This window comes from Pseudoalteromonas sp. J2K-J979 (genome assembly GCF_058169715.2).
Window position 1 is genome coordinate 1,587,153 of the sequence record NZ_CM200281.1, and the last position, 17,174, is coordinate 1,604,326.

A 17,174-nucleotide genomic window follows, 5' to 3' on the forward strand; every position below is an offset into this window, starting at 1 on the left:
AGTACTGCAGAGTGATGAAAACATTATAAAAAATGCTAACACAGTAGGGAAACGATGATGAAAACAGCCTTTAAACTTTGTCTATTACTTATCTTTATCTGGGGAATCGCTGCCCCGGCGCATGCCACACAAACCGATTCGCTGCAGGTTTCTTCTCGTTTTTTTACTACCCCACTTGAGTACACCGTTACTTTGCCAAACGGTTATCACGATGATAAAAATAAACAAAAGCGCTATTACCTGCATTTTGATTTACATCCTCGTAGTCATGGCTACATTAGCCAATTGAATGATTGGCTCAGCCATAATGGCGAATGGCCTTGGCCGCAAACGATTATCATTACACCCAAAAATTACCATGAGGAGTTTGCAAAACAGTTTAAGCACTTAGTGGCCGAACCTACTAATCCTCTATTATTGGATTACTTCGAACACGATTTACTGGCGACTATCGATAAGCAATACCGCACCAATGGCTTTAAAACCTACAGTGGCTTTATGGGGAATGCCGCTTTGGGGTTATACATTTTATTGAATCGTCCAGCTTTGTTCACCGGTTATCTATTAGCGAGCCCAACACTGGGGGATAATATGCTCAATATTAATCAACAGGCAAACACGAAACTCAAAGCTTTAGATGACCGCTTACGGTATGTGTATATTTCTATTGGTGAGCACAGCTATGAAAAAAACCATCTTGCAGATGTGACGGCATTAAAACAGACACTCGAACGTGTCGCACCCAAGAGCCTAGATTGGCAGGTCGTGTTTAATACAGCCAACAATTATATGTCTCAGCCAATTGTTACGTTAGTTAATGGCATTGAGGGCTTATTTGCAGACAAATTCACCCCACTGGCAGCCGATTCTGAGATTTCAAAACGCGGAGCGGATGCCATTATTGGCTATTACCAGCGCCTATCAGATAAAAAATATGGTTTTGAGGTGTCTGCAGAAAGCTCATTAAACAACCTCGCGAAATCCTTCACCAAAGAGCAAGCCTCACAAGCCGAAGCGTTGTTTAAAAAGATTATTTTATTGTATCCCGACTCTTCTTATGCCGAATCAGCATTGGCCGAGTTTTACAACCAGCACGGGAAAATTCAACAGGCGATTAACGCACAACAGCGTGCTGTCGAAAAAGCAAAAATGTTAGTACAGTGGCATCAAAATAAACAACAAGCCACTTTGGAACGCTACCGAGCACAGTTAACGCAATAATTTTTCAACGACAACACATGACCACTTGATGGCGATTAACTAAGGGGTGAGATAATTATGATTAGACTGGCCGATAGAGCTGATAGAACCGCAGTTCAGGCTTTGTATAAAGAATTACGTCCACATGATCCAGAATTAACCGAAGCTCAAGCTGAGCGCGCTTGGCAAATTATGATCGATGATCCGACCTGCTTTATTATTGTCGCCGAACAAAAAGGGCAATTAGCAGCAACTTGCGCGCTAGGTCTCAATAATAGTATTGCAAATGGTGCAAGGCCGTTTGGCATTATTGAACACGTGATTACCGGCGAAGCATTTCGTCGGCAGGGGTTGAGTCAACAAGTGCTCGAGTATGCAATTGAACTGGCTTGGCAAAAAGACTGTTATAAAGTCATGTTATTGTCGGGCGAACAACTGACAGGCGCGCATCGTGTGTATGAAAAAGTCGGCCTAAAAGCGGGGATCGAAAAAGGCTTTGTCATCAAACCTCAGCATCAATAATTTGGAAATTCACCCTTGAACCGCGCTATTCAAGATTCTTTGTAGTTAACTCATCGATAAAACCGATTAAATACTTAGCTTTTATTCATTGGAATGTCCTCATAAATGCCTCTATAACTTAGGGGTATTTTTATGAGCCGATAGTCATTTTACAATAGCAATGGAGTCAAGTATGTCTCAACAAGGTCAATGCCCATTTAAGCATGCTGCGGGCGGTGGAACGCGAAATCAAGATTGGTGGCCCAATCAACTAAAGCTTTCGATGCTTCACCAACACAGCGATTTATCCAATCCCATGGCAGATACATTTGATTATGCCCAAGCATTTAAGTCGCTTGATTTAGATAGCCTGATTGCAGATTTGAATCAATTAATGACAGACTCTCAGCCTTGGTGGCCAGCAGATTATGGTCATTATGGGCCATTTTTTATTCGTATGGCGTGGCACAGTGCAGGCACGTATCGCACCGCAGATGGACGTGGTGGTGCAGGAACAGGGTCGCAGCGTTTTGCCCCGCTTAACAGTTGGCCAGATAACGGAAACTTAGATAAAGCACGTCGGTTATTATGGCCAATCAAGCAAAAATACGGCAGTCAGATCTCTTGGGCTGATTTAATGATCTTAGCGGGCAACTGCGCCTTAGAAACAATGGGCTTTAAAACATTTGGTTTTGCTGGTGGGCGCGCTGATATTTGGCAACCTGAAGAAGATATTTATTGGGGCGCAGAAACAACTTGGCTAGGTGATAAGCGTTATCAAGGCGACCGCGAACTCGAAAATCCACTGGCTGCCGTACAAATGGGTTTAATTTATGTCAATCCAGAAGGGCCGGAGGGCCACCCCGATCCACTTGCATCCGCACGAGATATCAGAGAGACATTTGCCCGTATGGCGATGGATGATGAAGAAACGGTTGCGCTCATTGCGGGCGGCCACACGTTTGGAAAAACTCATGGTGCAGGCGATCCTGCTCATGTTGGCAAAGAGCCCGAAGCCGCAGACATCAGCGAACAAGGTTTTGGCTGGAAAAACAGCTTAGGCACAGGTCAAGGTGTTGATACCATCACCAGTGGCTTAGAGGGGGCGTGGACGCCAGATCCAATCAGGTGGGATAATGGCTTTTTCGATACCTTATTTGGCTATGATTGGGAATTGGTCAGCAGCCCAGCTGGCGCGAAGCAATGGGCGCCTAAAAACGGTGCTGGCGCAGACACAGTCCCAGATGCACACGATGCAAATAAGCGCCATGCGCCGATGATGGCCACTTCCGATATCGCCCTGCGCGAAGATCCTAGTTATGCAAAAATAGCTAAACGCTTTCACCTTCACCCTGAGCAATTCGCAGAGGCCTTTGCCCGTGCATGGTTTAAACTGACTCATCGTGATATGGGGCCCGTAGCACGGTACCTTGGACCTCTTGTTCCGGAAGAGCAACTGATTTGGCAAGATCCGATCCCAGCCCGTGATTATACGCTGATTGACGATAATGACATCGCGGCACTCAAACAACAGATAGCCAACAGTGGTTTAACAGTATCTCAGCTTGTTAGCACGGCGTGGGCATCAGCGTCGACCTACCGTGGTTCTGATCACCGTGGCGGGGCTAATGGGGCGAGAATTAAGCTCGCGCCACAAAAAGATTGGGCGGTTAACCAACCCGCTCAGTTATCAGTGGTGCTTAGCCAACTTGACACCATCCAACAGGCATTTAATCACAGTAACGGCGAAGGCAAACAGGTATCGCTCGCTGACTTAATAGTATTGGCTGGCGGCGTCGGGATTGAACAAGCCGCAAAGAATGCTGGGCATACGGTAAACGTCCCGTTTAGAGCAGGGCGCACCGATGCCACACAGGCACAAACCGATGACGCCTCGTTTGCAGTGCTTGAGCCAATTGCAGATGGGTTTAGAAACTATCAAAAAAGCCAATACAGTGTGCCAGCAGAGGCTTTGTTGATTGATAAAGCCCAACTATTAACTTTAAGTGCACCGCAAATGACCGTATTACTAGGGGGATTACGCGTATTGGATATTAATACCGATCAATCACGCCTAGGGATCTTGACGGATAAAACTGATACGTTAAGCAATGACTTCTTTATTAATTTACTCGACATGAAAACACATTGGCAGCCAACTAACGCAGATCAACAAGTGTTTGAAGGGCGAGACAGAGAAACAAACGCAGTGCGCTGGCAAGCAAGTCGAGTCGATTTGATTTTTGGTTCTAATTCGCAACTTAGAGCGCTAGCGGAAGTGTATGCCTCGGCCGATGCTAAGCAAAAATTTGTTGATGATTTTGTGAGTGCCTGGGTAAAAGTGATGGAGCTTGACCGTTTTGATTTGAACTAAGATTCGATTTGCTTAATCGTTATGATCAGCCGACAGACTTGGACTCTGTCGGCTTTTTGTTAGCGGCGAGTGTAAAAAACGACTACTGACGTATAAATGTCGTGTTACTGTCGGGTAATAAACGTAAAAACGCCGTTATCGTGACACGCTCGTTCGGTGATGATAAAGGTAACAGACAAAGTAGGAGTCATTATGATCATAGACACACAACGGATCCTCGCCCTTCGTAAAGAGCAAGCATGGTCGCAAGAAGAATTAGCGCTGGCCAGTGGCCTTAATATTCGTACTATTCAACGCATAGAAAATCAGGGACATGCGTCTTTGCAATCGACAAAAGCCATTGCGGCTGCCTTTGATGTCGCGATTTCAACGTTTGATAAACCCCCTATTGCGAGCGTTAAGCAGTATGAATTTAAAACGCTGACCATAGAGAACAACCAAGGTTTTTTAGCTGGGCTTAAAAAGTCGACGCTGCCTGATTTGGCGAGTATCTTAAATCAACAAGGCCAAGCAGGTTGGGCCTTAGTGCAAATTCTGACACCCGATTTAGCTCAAGGCGTCGTAACTGGTAAAACGGGTCAATTAGTGGCGGTGTTACAACGTGAAATAAAGGAAGGAGACTCAGCATGTTAAAAAAACACGCTACTGGGTTACTAGTGGTTGATATTCAAGGGAAACTCGCGACATTAGTGCATGACAGTGAGCGCCTGATCATACAGACGCAGATTTTGTTAAAAGGGGCTAAAGAGCTTGGTATACCGATCCATGCTGTAGAGCAAAACCCCGAAAAATTAGGCTACACGCCGCCGAGTTTAGCCAAGTATTTTCCAAGCGTCCCGCTTACAAAAATAACCTTTGATGCATTTGGCAGCCCAGAATTTTGCGAAACATTTCAGCAGTCAGTCGATGCTGGGATCACTCAATGGTTAGTGATAGGCATTGAAGCCCATATATGTGTGTACCAAACGGTGATGAGTTTATTATCACAAGGCTTACAGGTGGAACTCGTAACTGACTGTCTCTCGTCACGGACACTCGGTAATAAAGAGTTGGCCATAAACAAAATGATCCAAGCAGGCGCACGTCAAACTAGTGTTGAAATGTGTTTGTTTGAATTAATGGGCAACTGCCAAGTCCCAGAGTTTAAGGCAGTATTAAGCCTGATTAAGTCAGCGCAGTGATAAGAGTTTACAATACAAAAAGGGAACAAATATTAAAGTGGATAGCTTGATTAAAACAAACAGTAGAAATGGGAACTGAATAAACGCAAGCTTTACTCGACAGCACGATACTAAGCTCTGTATAATTTGCGCCCTCATTTAGACCAACCTTTAGATGTCGGCATTAATCGGTAATGAGTCGGTTAGGGCGGCGCAGCTTGTTTAGGAATTCATCTTGATCTCAACCGCAAATATCACCATGCAGTTTGGTGCAGAGCCTTTGTTCGAAAATATTTCAGCTAAATTTGGCAACGGAAACCGCTATGGTTTAATTGGTGCCAATGGGTGTGGTAAATCAACCTTTATGAAAATCCTCAGCGGAGTGCTCACCCCGACTTCGGGCAATGTCTCAATAGCGCCCGGTTTGAAAGTGGGTAACTTAAGCCAAGACCAATTTGCGTTTGAGCAATATACCGTGGTTGATACCGTGATTATGGGTGACACTGAGCTTTGGAAAGTTAAACAAGAGCGTGACCGTATTTATGCATTGCCAGAAATGAGCGAAGAAGATGGTATGCGGGTGGGCGATCTTGAAAGTTTATATGGCGAAATGGATGGTTACAGCGCAGAAAGTCGCGCAGGTGATATTTTATTAAAAGCAGGCATCGAAGAAGAGTTTCATTTTGGTTTAATGTCGCAAGTGGCGCCAGGTTGGAAACTGCGGGTGTTGCTAGCGCAAGCTCTGTTTGCTAACCCTGATATTTTATTGCTCGATGAGCCCACCAATAACCTCGATATTCACACGATTAGTTGGCTAGAAAACGAATTGAATCAGCGTAAATGCACCATGATCATCATTTCGCACGACCGTCACTTCTTAAATGCTGTTTGTACGCACATGGCTGATATCGACTACGGTGAATTGCGCATTTATCCGGGTAATTACGAAAAATTTGTTGAAGCATCATCATTGATCCGCGAACAATTACTCGCTGGCAATGCGAAAAAACAATCAGAAATCGAAGAGCTACAAGACTTCGTCAATCGCTTTGGTGCCAATGCTTCAAAAGCCAAACAAGCCAGCTCGCGCGCCAAACGCATGGAAAAAATCTCTCTTGACGAGGTAAAATCAAGTAGCCGTATTTCGCCGTCATTACGCTTTGATGAAGGTAAAAAAATGCACCGTCAGGCCCTTATTTTAGAAGATTTTGGTCATGGCTTTGACGGCGATGTGTTGTTTTCAAAGGGCGAGTTAATTTTAGAAGCTGGAGCAAAGCTTGCGATCATCGGCGAAAACGGCGTCGGTAAAACCACTTTTTTACGCTGTTTAATCAACGATCTCCAAGTTAATGAAGGGGTAGTCAAGTGGTCTGAAAATGCGTCTATCGGATACTGCCCACAAGACAGCACCAAAGATTTTGATAACGACTTAACCTTATTTGATTGGATGTCGCAGTGGCGCACTGCGAAGCACAATGATTTAATGGTACGTGCTATGTTAGGGCGTTTATTATTTACCGCTGACGACGCCAATAAAAAAGCGAAGAATTGCTCGGGTGGTGAAAAAAATCGCTTATTATTTGGCAAATTAATGATGCAAGACATCAACGTATTAATTATGGATGAGCCAACCAACCACATGGATATGGAAGCCATTGAAGCATTAAACAACGCCTTAAAAGACTACCAAGGCACGTTGATTTTTGTTAGCCATGACCGCGAGTTTGTTTCATCTCTTGCGACCCGCATTATCGATATTAAAGATAAAAAAGTGGTGAATTTTCACGGCACGTTCGATGAATATTTAGCCAGCCAAGCAGAGCAAGCTGCGCTATTAGGTGTGCGCTAAGTTAGGCGAGCTATCCGTTACTTACTATAAGTTATTAATATAAAGAATAAAAAACCGGCGCAAGCCGGTTTTTTTATTGGACGCAGATGGAATCACTCGTTTGGCAGCAAGGGTTTCACATAGCGACAGATTTTTTGCTAATACAAGGTTGTGCTTTAGCCCAACTCAAAAGCCTAGGATGATAGTTTTTACCAAAAAAAATTGATGTTCAGAACTTACAATAATTGTATAAATAACCACATTGATTGTTAAAGTAGTTTAGACAACGGGCTAACCACGCCATTAATTGTGATTGTACAGTACGAATATCAGCACCACTTTGCAATAGATGCGTTGCAAACGAATGACGTAAAGTATGCGGTGTTATTGTTTTTGTTAATCCCGATTTTTTAACTGCTTTCTTTACTTCTTTTCTTATACAAGAGTGATGAAAATGATGCCGTCTTATTTCCCCTGTTTCAGGATTGACACTTAATTGATGAGAAGGAAACAAGTATTGCCAACCTAAAGACTTATTAGCAGATGGATATTTCTTTGTTAAAGCATATGGCATCCATACCCCAGCGTATTCCGTATTATTTAAATCAAGTTTTAAATAATCATCAACGTTCAAAATTTGATTTCTCAACATAGGGATTAGCTCTGTCGCCAGCGTTACAACCCGGTGTTTATTTCCTTTTCCATTCCAAACTTGAATACACTTGTAATCAAAGTCAATATCTTTCACTCTTAATTGGACCGCTTCCATTACCCTTAAACCACTCCCATACATAAGGCCTGCAATAAGATAATAACGCTTATTTAAATGAGTCATGAGCAGCTTTACCTCTTCAGGCGTCATAACGATAGATAGTTTTGCTTGTTTTTTACTGCGGGTAAAATTTAAGTTTAACGACAGTTCGTTTTTTATAATGTGCTTATATAAAAATGACAATGAATTGAGAGCCGTTGCTTGCGTTCGTGGTGCAACGTTTTGCCTTAATACTAAGTGTTCTAGATAGCGTTCGACTTCATTGTCTCCCATCGAAGCGGGGTGGCGCTTATCATGAAAATGGATATAAGATGCAATCCATCTAAGGTACGTGTCCACAGTACGTAATGAATACTGACGTACCAACATATAATCAGCGATATAGTTTAAAAATGGGGAGCGCGTTCGCATGTTATCACCAGGCAGTGAACTGTATAAATATACAGCTTAGCTGTTATGCTCCCATATTCAAGAAAATGAGGCAAGAGCGCATTTTCTCTTGTCTGAGTATCTTTAGTACCGATAAAAAAATTATAGCTGGCAATGAGTTAAGTTATTTGTTAAAAATGAAGTTATGAATTATGAGCGTGTCATCGGCAGAAAGATGCGCGAAGCGCGCACTATAAAATTGTTAGGTGTTTAGGGGAGTCTTGTGAAATATTTAACTTTTGCGCTAATAATACTTTCCTCAACTGTTTTTGCGGAAACACTTATTACAGACAACTTCACTATTCAAATTGAACGAGAATGTGAAGAAGGTGTTGTAACTTGCGATAAAATAAAATTTATATATTCCGCTGTTGGTTTTGAAAATAAGCAAACCGTAAAAGGGAAAACGGTTCATACCAAATGCGCAGATGGTATAACTCCTTGCGCATTTCAAGGCTATGAATTCATCGCTGATGGTGCTAAATATTTCATTCATAACTCTGGTGTACTGGAAGTCTTAGATAAAAATGGTAATCAGCTATTAGTAGAGCAAGGCAAGTGGCAGTATTAAACACCTAACAAGAGACTATGGCGTCAATAGCTAATTTTAAACTTTTGGCGCTTCCCACATTACTCCGTCTCTGAGCATCGAATTTAAGATCACAATCATCTTCCTGACACACGCAATAAGCGCTACTTTTTTCGGTTTCCCAGCAGCAACTAATCGCTGATAAGTTGATTTAAAAACAGGGTTAGATTGGATGGCTGACATCATCGCCATGTATAAAACGGTGCGTACTTGATGCCGCCCACCTTGAATTTTTCGAAGCCCTTTATAGCGGCCACTTTCGCGATTCATAGGCGCAACGCCAACCAATGCACCGGCTTCTTTATTCGACATATAGCCAAGCTCAGGTAAGTTACTGATGATGGAGGCAGCGGCAATTTTACCAATGCCTTTCATGCTTTGTAGAATCGTGTTTTTGGCTGAATATTCAGGGCATGATTCAATGAGTTTTAGAATTTTATTTTCAATTTTTTCAATCTGATTTTTAAAGGCCGTTAAAATAGGTTTGATGGTTGAAATCAGCTCTTTTGGTAAAATTTGCAGGCGATTTTTTTCCATCGTTTGCATGACTAACAGCTGATTTCTTCTGGCAACCAAATCACTCATAGTCTGCATGATGTCAGGCTTTAGGGTGGAGAGTGTGGGTTTAATTGCCTCGCCATAATGTGCAATTAACTGTGCATCTAGCTTGTCGGTTTTAGCGCGTTGACCAATGGCACCAGCAAAGCGTTTATGTGTATTGGGTTGGCAATGACAAAAGGTAAATTGGCCTTTGCACATGCAATAATAAAGGGCATTTCAAGGCGGCCAGTGGCTTCAATAATGATACGTATTGGAGAGTAAATTTTGATTTTTTTAATTGCCTCAGCAATCCCTTTTTCATCGTTCTTAACGGTGAAATAGATATCAAGAGGGCGAATATAAATATCGAGTTGAAATTTGCCGGTATCGACACCGACATTAATGTTTTGATTAGTATTTGTTTTCATAATAAGCTAACTCTTGCTTGCATAATGCGGGTTCGAGACCCAGTAGACTATTCGAGTGTGATGCTTGGAGTCTTTTGTGGCGTTCATTCTTGTTATCGGTCTCTCAACAGAGGAGCCATCGCTCAATCGAACTACCACAAAAGAGAGCTTTAGTTGCAGCTAAAGCCTGGGTCTCACATTACCCTAACCCGGTTTAAAAGAATAATTAGATGGGTTTATTATCCATACAAGCAAATTAACAGGACAAAAAACAGTTGGTTTTGCTCCTGCGTCGCTAATTTTAACCAACTATTTTTTGCCCATTATTTGGGCGTTATGAGTATTCGAAAGTATGGATATTGACGAAAATCTAGAAGATAAATTCTACGAAGTTGTAGATGAATTTATGCAAAGTGCTATAGCAAAGGAAAATGAACTTTCTATTCCTCAAGTGAATTCATCTTTTATGTATACCATGGCTTGCTATACGGCTAGGTATTACGCAATAAAATCTGAAAGTGAACAAGTCGATTTAGAATCATTTATCAAAGAGCATATGGAGTTTTTCGAGTCTTCGATACGCTCAGGTGTAGAATACTATACATCTGAAGAAGAAAACTCATAACAAGCTGTGCAAGCGGGACTGCTAACGTTTGGCTCGGTTCCGCTTCGCTCCACATTTTAGCCAAACATTAATCAGCCCCTTAACAGGGCGTTGGTATGACTCCCACTGTCAAGTTAAGCACACTGATCCTTGCCTAACTTTAAGCCATAATTTCTTCACTCGAATTAGAGCGAGTTAATACATAGGATGAAGCAAGTAATTTCGTCGGTTTTCATGCTGGTATTCGTTGGTTACTCACTTTCATGAGCAGAGCAGACCTTACTTAACTCGACGTGGCACCTGTCTTCAGTCTATGTTCGTGGTTCAATGTTACGGTAGCAACATTGCCATCCTAACGCCGTCGGTGGTTGTGCCACACCCGATGCTTGACCCAATGCATTAACTCTAATTCGTTCATATTAAGCAGGTACTCTTGATAATCTTAATTTAGGATTTATCGGTGAGAGTACAATCTGTTTTGCGATTGCCCAGATATAAGCAATCATTTCACGGGCAATGGCGGTGACAACGAGGTTGTAATGCTTGCCTTTATTAATGAGCTTTTTATAACGCTTACAGAGCCTTAACTGCGCTTTCCATGCGATATCAACAATCTGTTTTGGTAAGCCTTCTTGTCGCTTTTGTAGTTCAGTCGAGATGTTGGCAGCATGGCGATAACTATGAGCGCCTTCGACTAATAAGCGCCTAGCACGACCATTCCCGCATTTTGTGATGGCGCCAATATGCCTTTTACCACCGCTGGAGTGTTCACTAGGTACAAGGCCAAGATAACTCATGAGTTTTCGCGGATGGTCAAAGCGCGTTAAATCGCCAAGCTCAGCCACAACGCCTGCGGCCACAAGCAAACGAACGCCGCGCATAGCCTGAATGGCTTTAACAACAGGGTAGTATCGCCATTGATAAACATGGTGAGAGAGTTCGTTGTCGAGTCGCTCCAATCGTGCAATTCGCTCGTTTATAGTTTGAATAAACTCTTGTAAAACGATTTGTTGTGCGGGGTGTGGCAATACCAGCTCTGTGAGCCAACGTAAGTGTTTGAGAGACCAGTTTGCAGTACCAGCGTAGTTAATATTATTGCGAAGAAGCAGTGCTTTTAGTTGGTATTTGGCATCTTTTAAGTCTTTCATCGCAACTTCTCGAGCACGAGATAAATCACGAACAGCTTCATCTTCAGGCTCAGGTACATAAATAGGGGTTAAGTCTTCAGACTTAAGTAATTTAGCCAGTTTAAGGGCATCACGTTTGTCAGTTTTCACACGCTCCCCAGGCTTTTTAGGAATAAGCGAAGGGGCAACTACGTAACAACAATGTCCAAGAGAAGTAATTAAGCGGTAAATCCAATAACCACAGGGGCCAGCTTCATAAACGAAATGCAGAGTGGCATTGGGATATTTAGACTCAAATTGCCTGATAAGCTTTTTAATAGCGACTTTAGCAGACGAAATACGACCGAAATGAATGGGTTTTGCGCCGCGATTATCTTCAATGTATGCCACTTCCACAAACTCTTTATGAGTATCTAAGCCAATGAAAAGTATGTTATGTTTAGTCATGCTAGCCTCTGCTGTTTAGTTATTTGACAAACTAATTATGGCTCTGGCTTTAAGCTAACCCACGAAAATGCGGAGGCTAGCACCGTGTAGGAGTCATTATGTCTAGGTGTTTCGAGAGTCCGTATGTCTTTTCTGAGTAAACTATTTCGTTGGGAACGAGGCAGGCAAAAATCGGGGTACGATAAAATGCTACTTTGTGGAGCAACTTGGCCTGTAAAATTCGATACTTATCTGCTCAAATTTCCTGAAGGGAGTGAAATAGCACCACATACGGATAAAGTTGTATCTGGTAAACATTATCGATTAAATATCGTAATCAAAACTGCAGATAAGGGCGGTGAGTTTATTTGCACGAATCCAATTTACGAAACAAAACGGATTAAATTATTTCGCCCAGATGTAAGCGAACATCAAGTTTCAAAAGTTGTAAAAGGTAATCGGTATTTACTTAGCATTGGTTGGGTAAAAAACACCTAACAAGAGACTATGGCGTCAATAGCTAATTTTAAACTTTTGGCGCTTCCCACATTACTCCGTCTCTGAGCATCGAATTTAAGATCACAATCATCTTCCTGACACACGCAATAAGCGCTACTTTTTTCGGTTTCCCAGCAGCAACTAATCGCTGATAAGTTGATTTAAAAACAGGGTTTGATTGGATGGCTGACATCATCGCCATGTATAAAACGGTGCGTACTTGATGTCGCCCACCTTGAATTTTTCGAAGCCCTTTATAGCGGCCACTTTCGCGATTCATAGGCGCAACGCCAACCAATGCACCGGCTTCTTTATTCGACATATAGCCAAGCTCAGGTAAGTTACTGATGATGGAGGCAGCGGCAATTTTACCAATGCCTTTCATGCTTTGTAGAATCGTGTTTTTGGCTGAATATTCAGGGCATGATTCAATGAGTTTTAGAATTTTATTTTCAATTTTTTCAATCTGATTTTTAAAGGCCGTTAAAATAGGTTTGATGGTTGAAATCAGCTCTTTTGGTAAAATTTGCAGGCGGTTTTTTTCCATCGTTTGCATGACTAACAGCTGATTTCTTCTGGCAACCAAATCACTCATAGTCTGCATGATGTCAGGCTTTAGGGTGGAGAGTGTGGGTTTAATTGCCTCGCCATAATGTGCAATTAACTGTGCATCTAGCTTGTCGGTTTTAGCGCGTTGACCAATGGCACCAGCAAAGCGTTTTATGTGTATTGGGTTGGCAATGACAAAAGGTAAATTGGCCTTTGCACATGCAATAATAAAGGGCATTTCAAGGCGGCCAGTGGCTTCAATAATGATACGTTTTGGAGAGTGAATTTTGATTTTTTTAATTGCCTCAGCAATCCCTTTTTCATCGTTCTTAACGGTGAAATAGATATCAAGAGGGCGAATATAAATATCGAGTTGAAATTTGCCGGTATCGACACCGACATTAATGTTTTGATTAGTATTTGTTTTCATAATAAGCTAACTCTTGCTTGCATAATGCGGGTTCGAGACCCAGTAGACTATTCGAGTGTGATGCTTGGAGTCTTTTGTGGCGTTCATTCTTGTTATCGGTCTCTCAACAGAGGAGCCATCGCTCAATCGAACTACCACAAAAGAGAGCTTTAGTTGCAGCTAAAGCCTGGGTCTCACATTACCCTAACCCGGTTTAAAAGAATAATTAGATGGGTTTATTATCCATACAAGTCAATCAAGTCGGACGTATAACAGTTGGCTGCGTTCACTTCGTTCACAATTTTAGCCAACTATTATCCGCCGCTTATTGGGGCGTTATGTTTCTAATTTCACTTAAGGAGATTATATGACATTGGATGAGTCAATTAAGCATTTAATACTACATAAAGACACATACATTTCTATATGTGCATTCATTATTGGTTTTATGGGGTGGTTAACGGCCCTATCTAGTAAGAAAATAGCTAGGCAAGCTAAACAAATAGCAGAGAAAGAGTTTAATGCCAAGGAGTCCAGATTTAAACTAAATATTAATGACAATTACAGGTTAAATTTTGACGATAGTTATTTGTGCTACAACCTACTGATAACTAGTAACTCATTAGTAAATGACGGTGTAAGTGCTGTTGAGCTGAGTGTAAAGTATAGAAACGATGTTGGTGAAATTAATGAAGTAATTCTGTCCCCGGAACATGAACTAATCAAGTTACCTGATGCTATGAAAGCGATAGACATACTACCTGATTCGATTAGTTTCTCTCCGAGAGAAAGCATAGCGGGATACGCTATATTCAAACTACCAAAGTCTATAGCTCTAACCTCTAGAATAGATTCAACAACAATTAATCTAATAAGTTCCCAAGGTCGAGCCATAAAAACTACTACGTATGCCATGAGGGTTTTAGAAAATGTTCAATAGAATAAAAAAAGCTCAAACAATTGGGATAGTATCGGACGGGATAATATCAAATATAGACATTAATGATGGGGCATTCCTGCCAGCGGTAGTTGTTCACCATAAAGCATCGTCAGAATTTACTGAACTCGTTAAAGTACATCAAGATTTGCTCTCAGGAGATTTAGTTGCAACTTGGGGCTGGCATCCTATTAAAAAATCACAAGTATTTCTTCAGCTAGAATTTAAAAAGCCAAGTTCGGCTAAAATAACGTTGCGTTTAGACGCTGCAGAAGAATTTAGTATTATTGAAGGGGTTTTATTTTCAAAAGTACTTTATATCATTTTAGGCGAACATGGTGATAAACCTTCTGCTGTATATGGCGATAAGCCTGCTTTATTAATAGAAGTGGCTCCTGAATTGATGAACGGTAAATGGAATTCAGTAGCTACGAAGGCAATTACTAAGAAGTTTTTAAAAAGTATGGGGAGTAAAAAGGAAGCAAAACTAGCGGCGATAGAACATATCAAATCAGTTAGGGAGTTTCTGGAATTTAATAGAAAAGCATGGCACCAAAAACTAAAGCAGGATAGTCTCGAAAAAGAAACATAACAAGAAACATAACAAGAGACTATGGCGTCAATAGCTAATTTTAAACTTTTGGCGCTTCCCACATTACTCCGTCTCTGAGCATCGAATTTAAGATCACAATCATCTTCCTGACACACGCAATAAGCGCTACTTTTTTCGGTTTCCCAGCAGCAACTAATCGCTGATAAGTTGATTTAAAAACAGGGTTTGATTGGATGGCTGACATCATCGCCATGTATAAAACGGTGCGTACTTGATGCCGCCCACCTTGAATTTTTCGAAGCCCTTTATAGCGGCCACTTTCGCGATTCATAGGCGCAACGCCAACCAATGCACCGGCTTCTTTATTCGACATATAGCCAAGATCAGGTAAGTTACTGATGATGGAGGCAGCGGCAATTTTACCAATGCCTTTCATGCTTTGTAGAATCGTGTTTTGGCTGAATATTCAGGGCATGATTCAATGAGTTTTAGAATTTTATTTTCAATTTTTTCAATCTGATTTTTAAAGGCCGTTAAAATAGGTTTGATGGTTGAAACCAGCTCTTTTGGTAAAATTTGCAGGCGGTTTTTTTCCATCCTTTGCATGACTAGCAGCTGATTTCTTCTGGCAACTAAATCACTCATAGTCTGCATGATGTCAGGCTTTAGGGTGGAAATAGTGGGTTTAATTGCCTCGCCATAATGTGCAATTAACTGTGCATCTAGCTTGTCGGTTTTGGCGCGTTGACCAATGGCACCAGCAAAGCGTTTTATGTGTATTGGGTTGGCAATGACAAAAGGTAAATTGGCCTTTGCACATGCAATAATAAAGGGCATTTCAAGGCGGCCAGTGGCTTCAATAATGATACGTTTTGGAGAGTGAATTTTGATTTTTTTAATTGCCTCAGCAATCCCTTTTTCATCGTTCTTAACGGTGAAATAGATATCAAGAGGGCGAATATAAATATCGAGTTGAAATTTTCCGGTATCGACACCGACATTAATGTTTTGATTAGTATTTGTTTTCATAATAAGCTAACTCTTGCTTGCATAATGCGGGTTCGAGACCCAGTAGACTATTCGAGTGTGATGCTTGGAGTCTTTGGTGGCATTCATTCTTGTTATCGGTCTCTCAACAGAGGAGCCATCACTCAATCGAACTACCACAAAAGAGAGCTTTAGTTGCAGCTAAAGCCTGGGTCTCACCTTACCCTAACCCGGTTTAAAAGAATAATTAGATGGGTTTATTATCCATACAAAGCGTTTAAGGCGGATTCACAACGCTTGGCAGTTTCAGTTTGAATCGGCTTTAGTGTTTACGGCACAATGGGTTAGGCTAGGTGGTCGCGTTGTTCACCACTTAACGCGGCGTTGAGGCTGTAGAATTACTCTTTTTTAAGAAAAACAGGCTGTTTTCTGGGTTCCAAATGCATTAGCTAATGCCTTAAATGCGCTTAGAGTTGATTACAGGAGCTCGTTTTTTAGTTAAATTTGGCTGTTGGAGTTTTTCTACAGTCTCGTTAGGAAAATGGAGGTAATATGAGCTTCAGAGTAGTAGAAGTTGTGGAATATCGAGATGAATGGGTAAGTGACTTCATTCGAGAAAAGAGAGTTATTCAGTCAGCGTTAAACTCTGACAATATTGTTGCTATTCATCATATTGGCAGTACTTCCGTAAAGGGTTTGTGTGCCAAGCCAATTATTGACATTCTTATCGAAGTGAAGAACTTTGAAGCTTTAGATGCAAAAACTGATCATATGAACTCAATAGGTTACCGGGCAAAAGGTGAGTATGGAATTCCAGGTCGTCGTTATTTCCAAAAAGGTGGAGAGCAGCTTACTCATCAAATTCATGCTTTTGTTTCAGGCTCAGAGGGAGCGAATAGGCATCTTGCTTTTCGTGACTATCTTATTGCTTTTCCATCAGTAGCTTTAGCATATGGTCGTCTGAAACAAGAAGGTGCAGCAATATGTAACAATGACATTGGTGTGTATTGTGACTATAAGGATAGTTTTATTAAAGAGCACGAAGCTATAGCGTTGAAGTGGAAATTTGCCTAACAAGATAATTGGACTCCCAACTTCTACACTGAAGTAGAAATTATTTCCGGAGTTCGATAGTGAATAAGTTAAGAATGGGTGTCGATTTAGCTCATAAATTAATACAAGTTTGTCGTTATACAAATAATAAAGTGCACTCAAATAATGAGATGACACTGCAGTAATTGAAAGAGTACTTAGTGTCACTCAGTCCTTCAGCGATTATTTTTG

15 protein-coding genes and 2 pseudogenes are annotated in these 17,174 nt (G+C 41.5%); 12 read left to right on the forward strand and 5 right to left on the reverse strand.

Annotated features, from left to right (window positions below):
- Positions 1–54: 54 nt before the first annotated feature.
- The 6 genes from AC3KVK_RS07330 to AC3KVK_RS07355 all read left to right on the forward strand — a co-directional run bounded on the left by AC3KVK_RS07330 (position 55) and on the right by AC3KVK_RS07355 (position 7,084).
- On the forward strand, positions 55–1,221 hold the full coding sequence (locus AC3KVK_RS07330; RefSeq protein ID WP_490312059.1) for an alpha/beta hydrolase: 1,167 nt from the start codon (positions 55–57) through the stop codon (positions 1,219–1,221).
- Between the two features lie 57 nt (positions 1,222–1,278).
- Positions 1,279–1,722, forward strand: a complete 444-nt coding sequence (locus tag AC3KVK_RS07335; RefSeq protein WP_490312058.1) for a GNAT family N-acetyltransferase — start codon at positions 1,279–1,281, stop codon at positions 1,720–1,722.
- A gap of 172 nt (positions 1,723–1,894) precedes the next feature.
- Positions 1,895–4,075 carry a catalase/peroxidase HPI gene (gene katG, locus AC3KVK_RS07340; protein WP_490312057.1) on the forward strand — a complete coding sequence of 727 codons (2,181 nt, stop codon included), beginning with the start codon at positions 1,895–1,897 and terminating at the stop codon, positions 4,073–4,075.
- Between the two features lie 192 nt (positions 4,076–4,267).
- Entirely contained in the window at positions 4,268–4,708 is a 441-nt protein-coding gene (locus tag AC3KVK_RS07345) for a helix-turn-helix domain-containing protein (RefSeq protein WP_490312056.1), read from the forward strand.
- Positions 4,702–5,256 carry an isochorismatase family protein gene (locus tag AC3KVK_RS07350; protein WP_490312055.1) on the forward strand — a complete coding sequence of 185 codons (555 nt, stop codon included), beginning with the start codon at positions 4,702–4,704 and terminating at the stop codon, positions 5,254–5,256. The genes AC3KVK_RS07345 and AC3KVK_RS07350 overlap by 7 nt, the downstream gene beginning before the upstream one ends.
- Positions 5,257–5,470: 214 nt before the next feature.
- Positions 5,471–7,084: an ABC-F family ATPase gene (locus tag AC3KVK_RS07355; RefSeq protein ID WP_490312054.1), complete on the forward strand. Its 1,614-nt coding sequence runs from the start codon at positions 5,471–5,473 to the stop codon at positions 7,082–7,084.
- A gap of 208 nt (positions 7,085–7,292) precedes the next feature.
- Here the strand turns inward: AC3KVK_RS07355 and AC3KVK_RS07360 are convergent, their stop codons facing one another.
- On the reverse strand, positions 7,293–8,246 hold the full coding sequence (locus tag AC3KVK_RS07360) for an integron integrase (RefSeq protein WP_490312053.1): 954 nt from the start codon (positions 8,244–8,246) through the stop codon (positions 7,293–7,295).
- A gap of 241 nt (positions 8,247–8,487) precedes the next feature.
- Here AC3KVK_RS07360 and AC3KVK_RS07365 point away from each other — a divergent pair, with 241 nt between their 5' ends.
- Positions 8,488–8,835, forward strand: a complete 348-nt coding sequence (locus AC3KVK_RS07365) for a hypothetical protein (RefSeq protein WP_490313779.1) — start codon at positions 8,488–8,490, stop codon at positions 8,833–8,835.
- A 36-nt stretch (positions 8,836–8,871) separates the two neighbouring features.
- Here the strand turns inward: AC3KVK_RS07365 and AC3KVK_RS07370 are convergent.
- Positions 8,872–9,821: pseudogene (locus AC3KVK_RS07370) on the reverse strand (IS110-like element ISPtu2 family transposase).
- A gap of 331 nt (positions 9,822–10,152) precedes the next feature.
- Here AC3KVK_RS07370 and AC3KVK_RS07375 point away from each other — a divergent pair.
- Positions 10,153–10,425, forward strand: coding sequence for a DUF3144 domain-containing protein (locus AC3KVK_RS07375; protein WP_490313772.1), 273 nt, complete (start codon positions 10,153–10,155; stop codon positions 10,423–10,425).
- 398 nt (positions 10,426–10,823) lie between these two features.
- Here AC3KVK_RS07375 and AC3KVK_RS07380 read toward each other — a convergent pair whose 3' ends face one another.
- The gene (locus AC3KVK_RS07380) at positions 10,824–11,978 is read right to left on the reverse strand and encodes an IS110 family RNA-guided transposase (protein WP_518526933.1); all 1,155 of its coding nucleotides are present in this window, start codon (positions 11,976–11,978) and stop codon (positions 10,824–10,826) included.
- A gap of 123 nt (positions 11,979–12,101) precedes the next feature.
- Here AC3KVK_RS07380 and AC3KVK_RS07385 point away from each other — a divergent pair, with 123 nt between their 5' ends.
- Positions 12,102–12,455 (forward strand): 2OG-Fe(II) oxygenase, encoded by a 354-nt coding sequence (locus AC3KVK_RS07385; RefSeq protein WP_490313777.1) that lies wholly within the window; start codon positions 12,102–12,104, stop codon positions 12,453–12,455.
- A 28-nt stretch (positions 12,456–12,483) separates the two neighbouring features.
- Here the strand turns inward: AC3KVK_RS07385 and AC3KVK_RS07390 are convergent, their stop codons facing one another.
- Positions 12,484–13,434, reverse strand: a complete 951-nt coding sequence (locus tag AC3KVK_RS07390) for an IS110-like element ISPtu2 family transposase (RefSeq protein ID WP_518526906.1) — start codon at positions 13,432–13,434, stop codon at positions 12,484–12,486.
- A 346-nt stretch (positions 13,435–13,780) separates the two neighbouring features.
- Here AC3KVK_RS07390 and AC3KVK_RS07395 point away from each other — a divergent pair, with 346 nt between their 5' ends.
- Positions 13,781–14,353: a hypothetical protein gene (locus AC3KVK_RS07395; protein ID WP_490313766.1), complete on the forward strand. Its 573-nt coding sequence runs from the start codon at positions 13,781–13,783 to the stop codon at positions 14,351–14,353.
- Positions 14,343–14,942, forward strand: coding sequence for a hypothetical protein (locus AC3KVK_RS07400; RefSeq protein ID WP_490313765.1), 600 nt, complete (start codon positions 14,343–14,345; stop codon positions 14,940–14,942). Before AC3KVK_RS07395 ends, AC3KVK_RS07400 begins: the two co-directional genes overlap by 11 nt.
- A gap of 40 nt (positions 14,943–14,982) precedes the next feature.
- Here the strand turns inward: AC3KVK_RS07400 and AC3KVK_RS07405 are convergent.
- A pseudogene (locus tag AC3KVK_RS07405) lies at positions 14,983–15,932 on the reverse strand (IS110 family RNA-guided transposase).
- Positions 15,933–16,442: 510 nt separating this feature from the next.
- Here AC3KVK_RS07405 and AC3KVK_RS07410 point away from each other — a divergent pair.
- Positions 16,443–16,964, forward strand: coding sequence for a GrpB family protein (locus AC3KVK_RS07410; protein WP_490313771.1), 522 nt, complete (start codon positions 16,443–16,445; stop codon positions 16,962–16,964).
- The last annotated feature ends 210 nt before the right edge of the window (positions 16,965–17,174 follow it).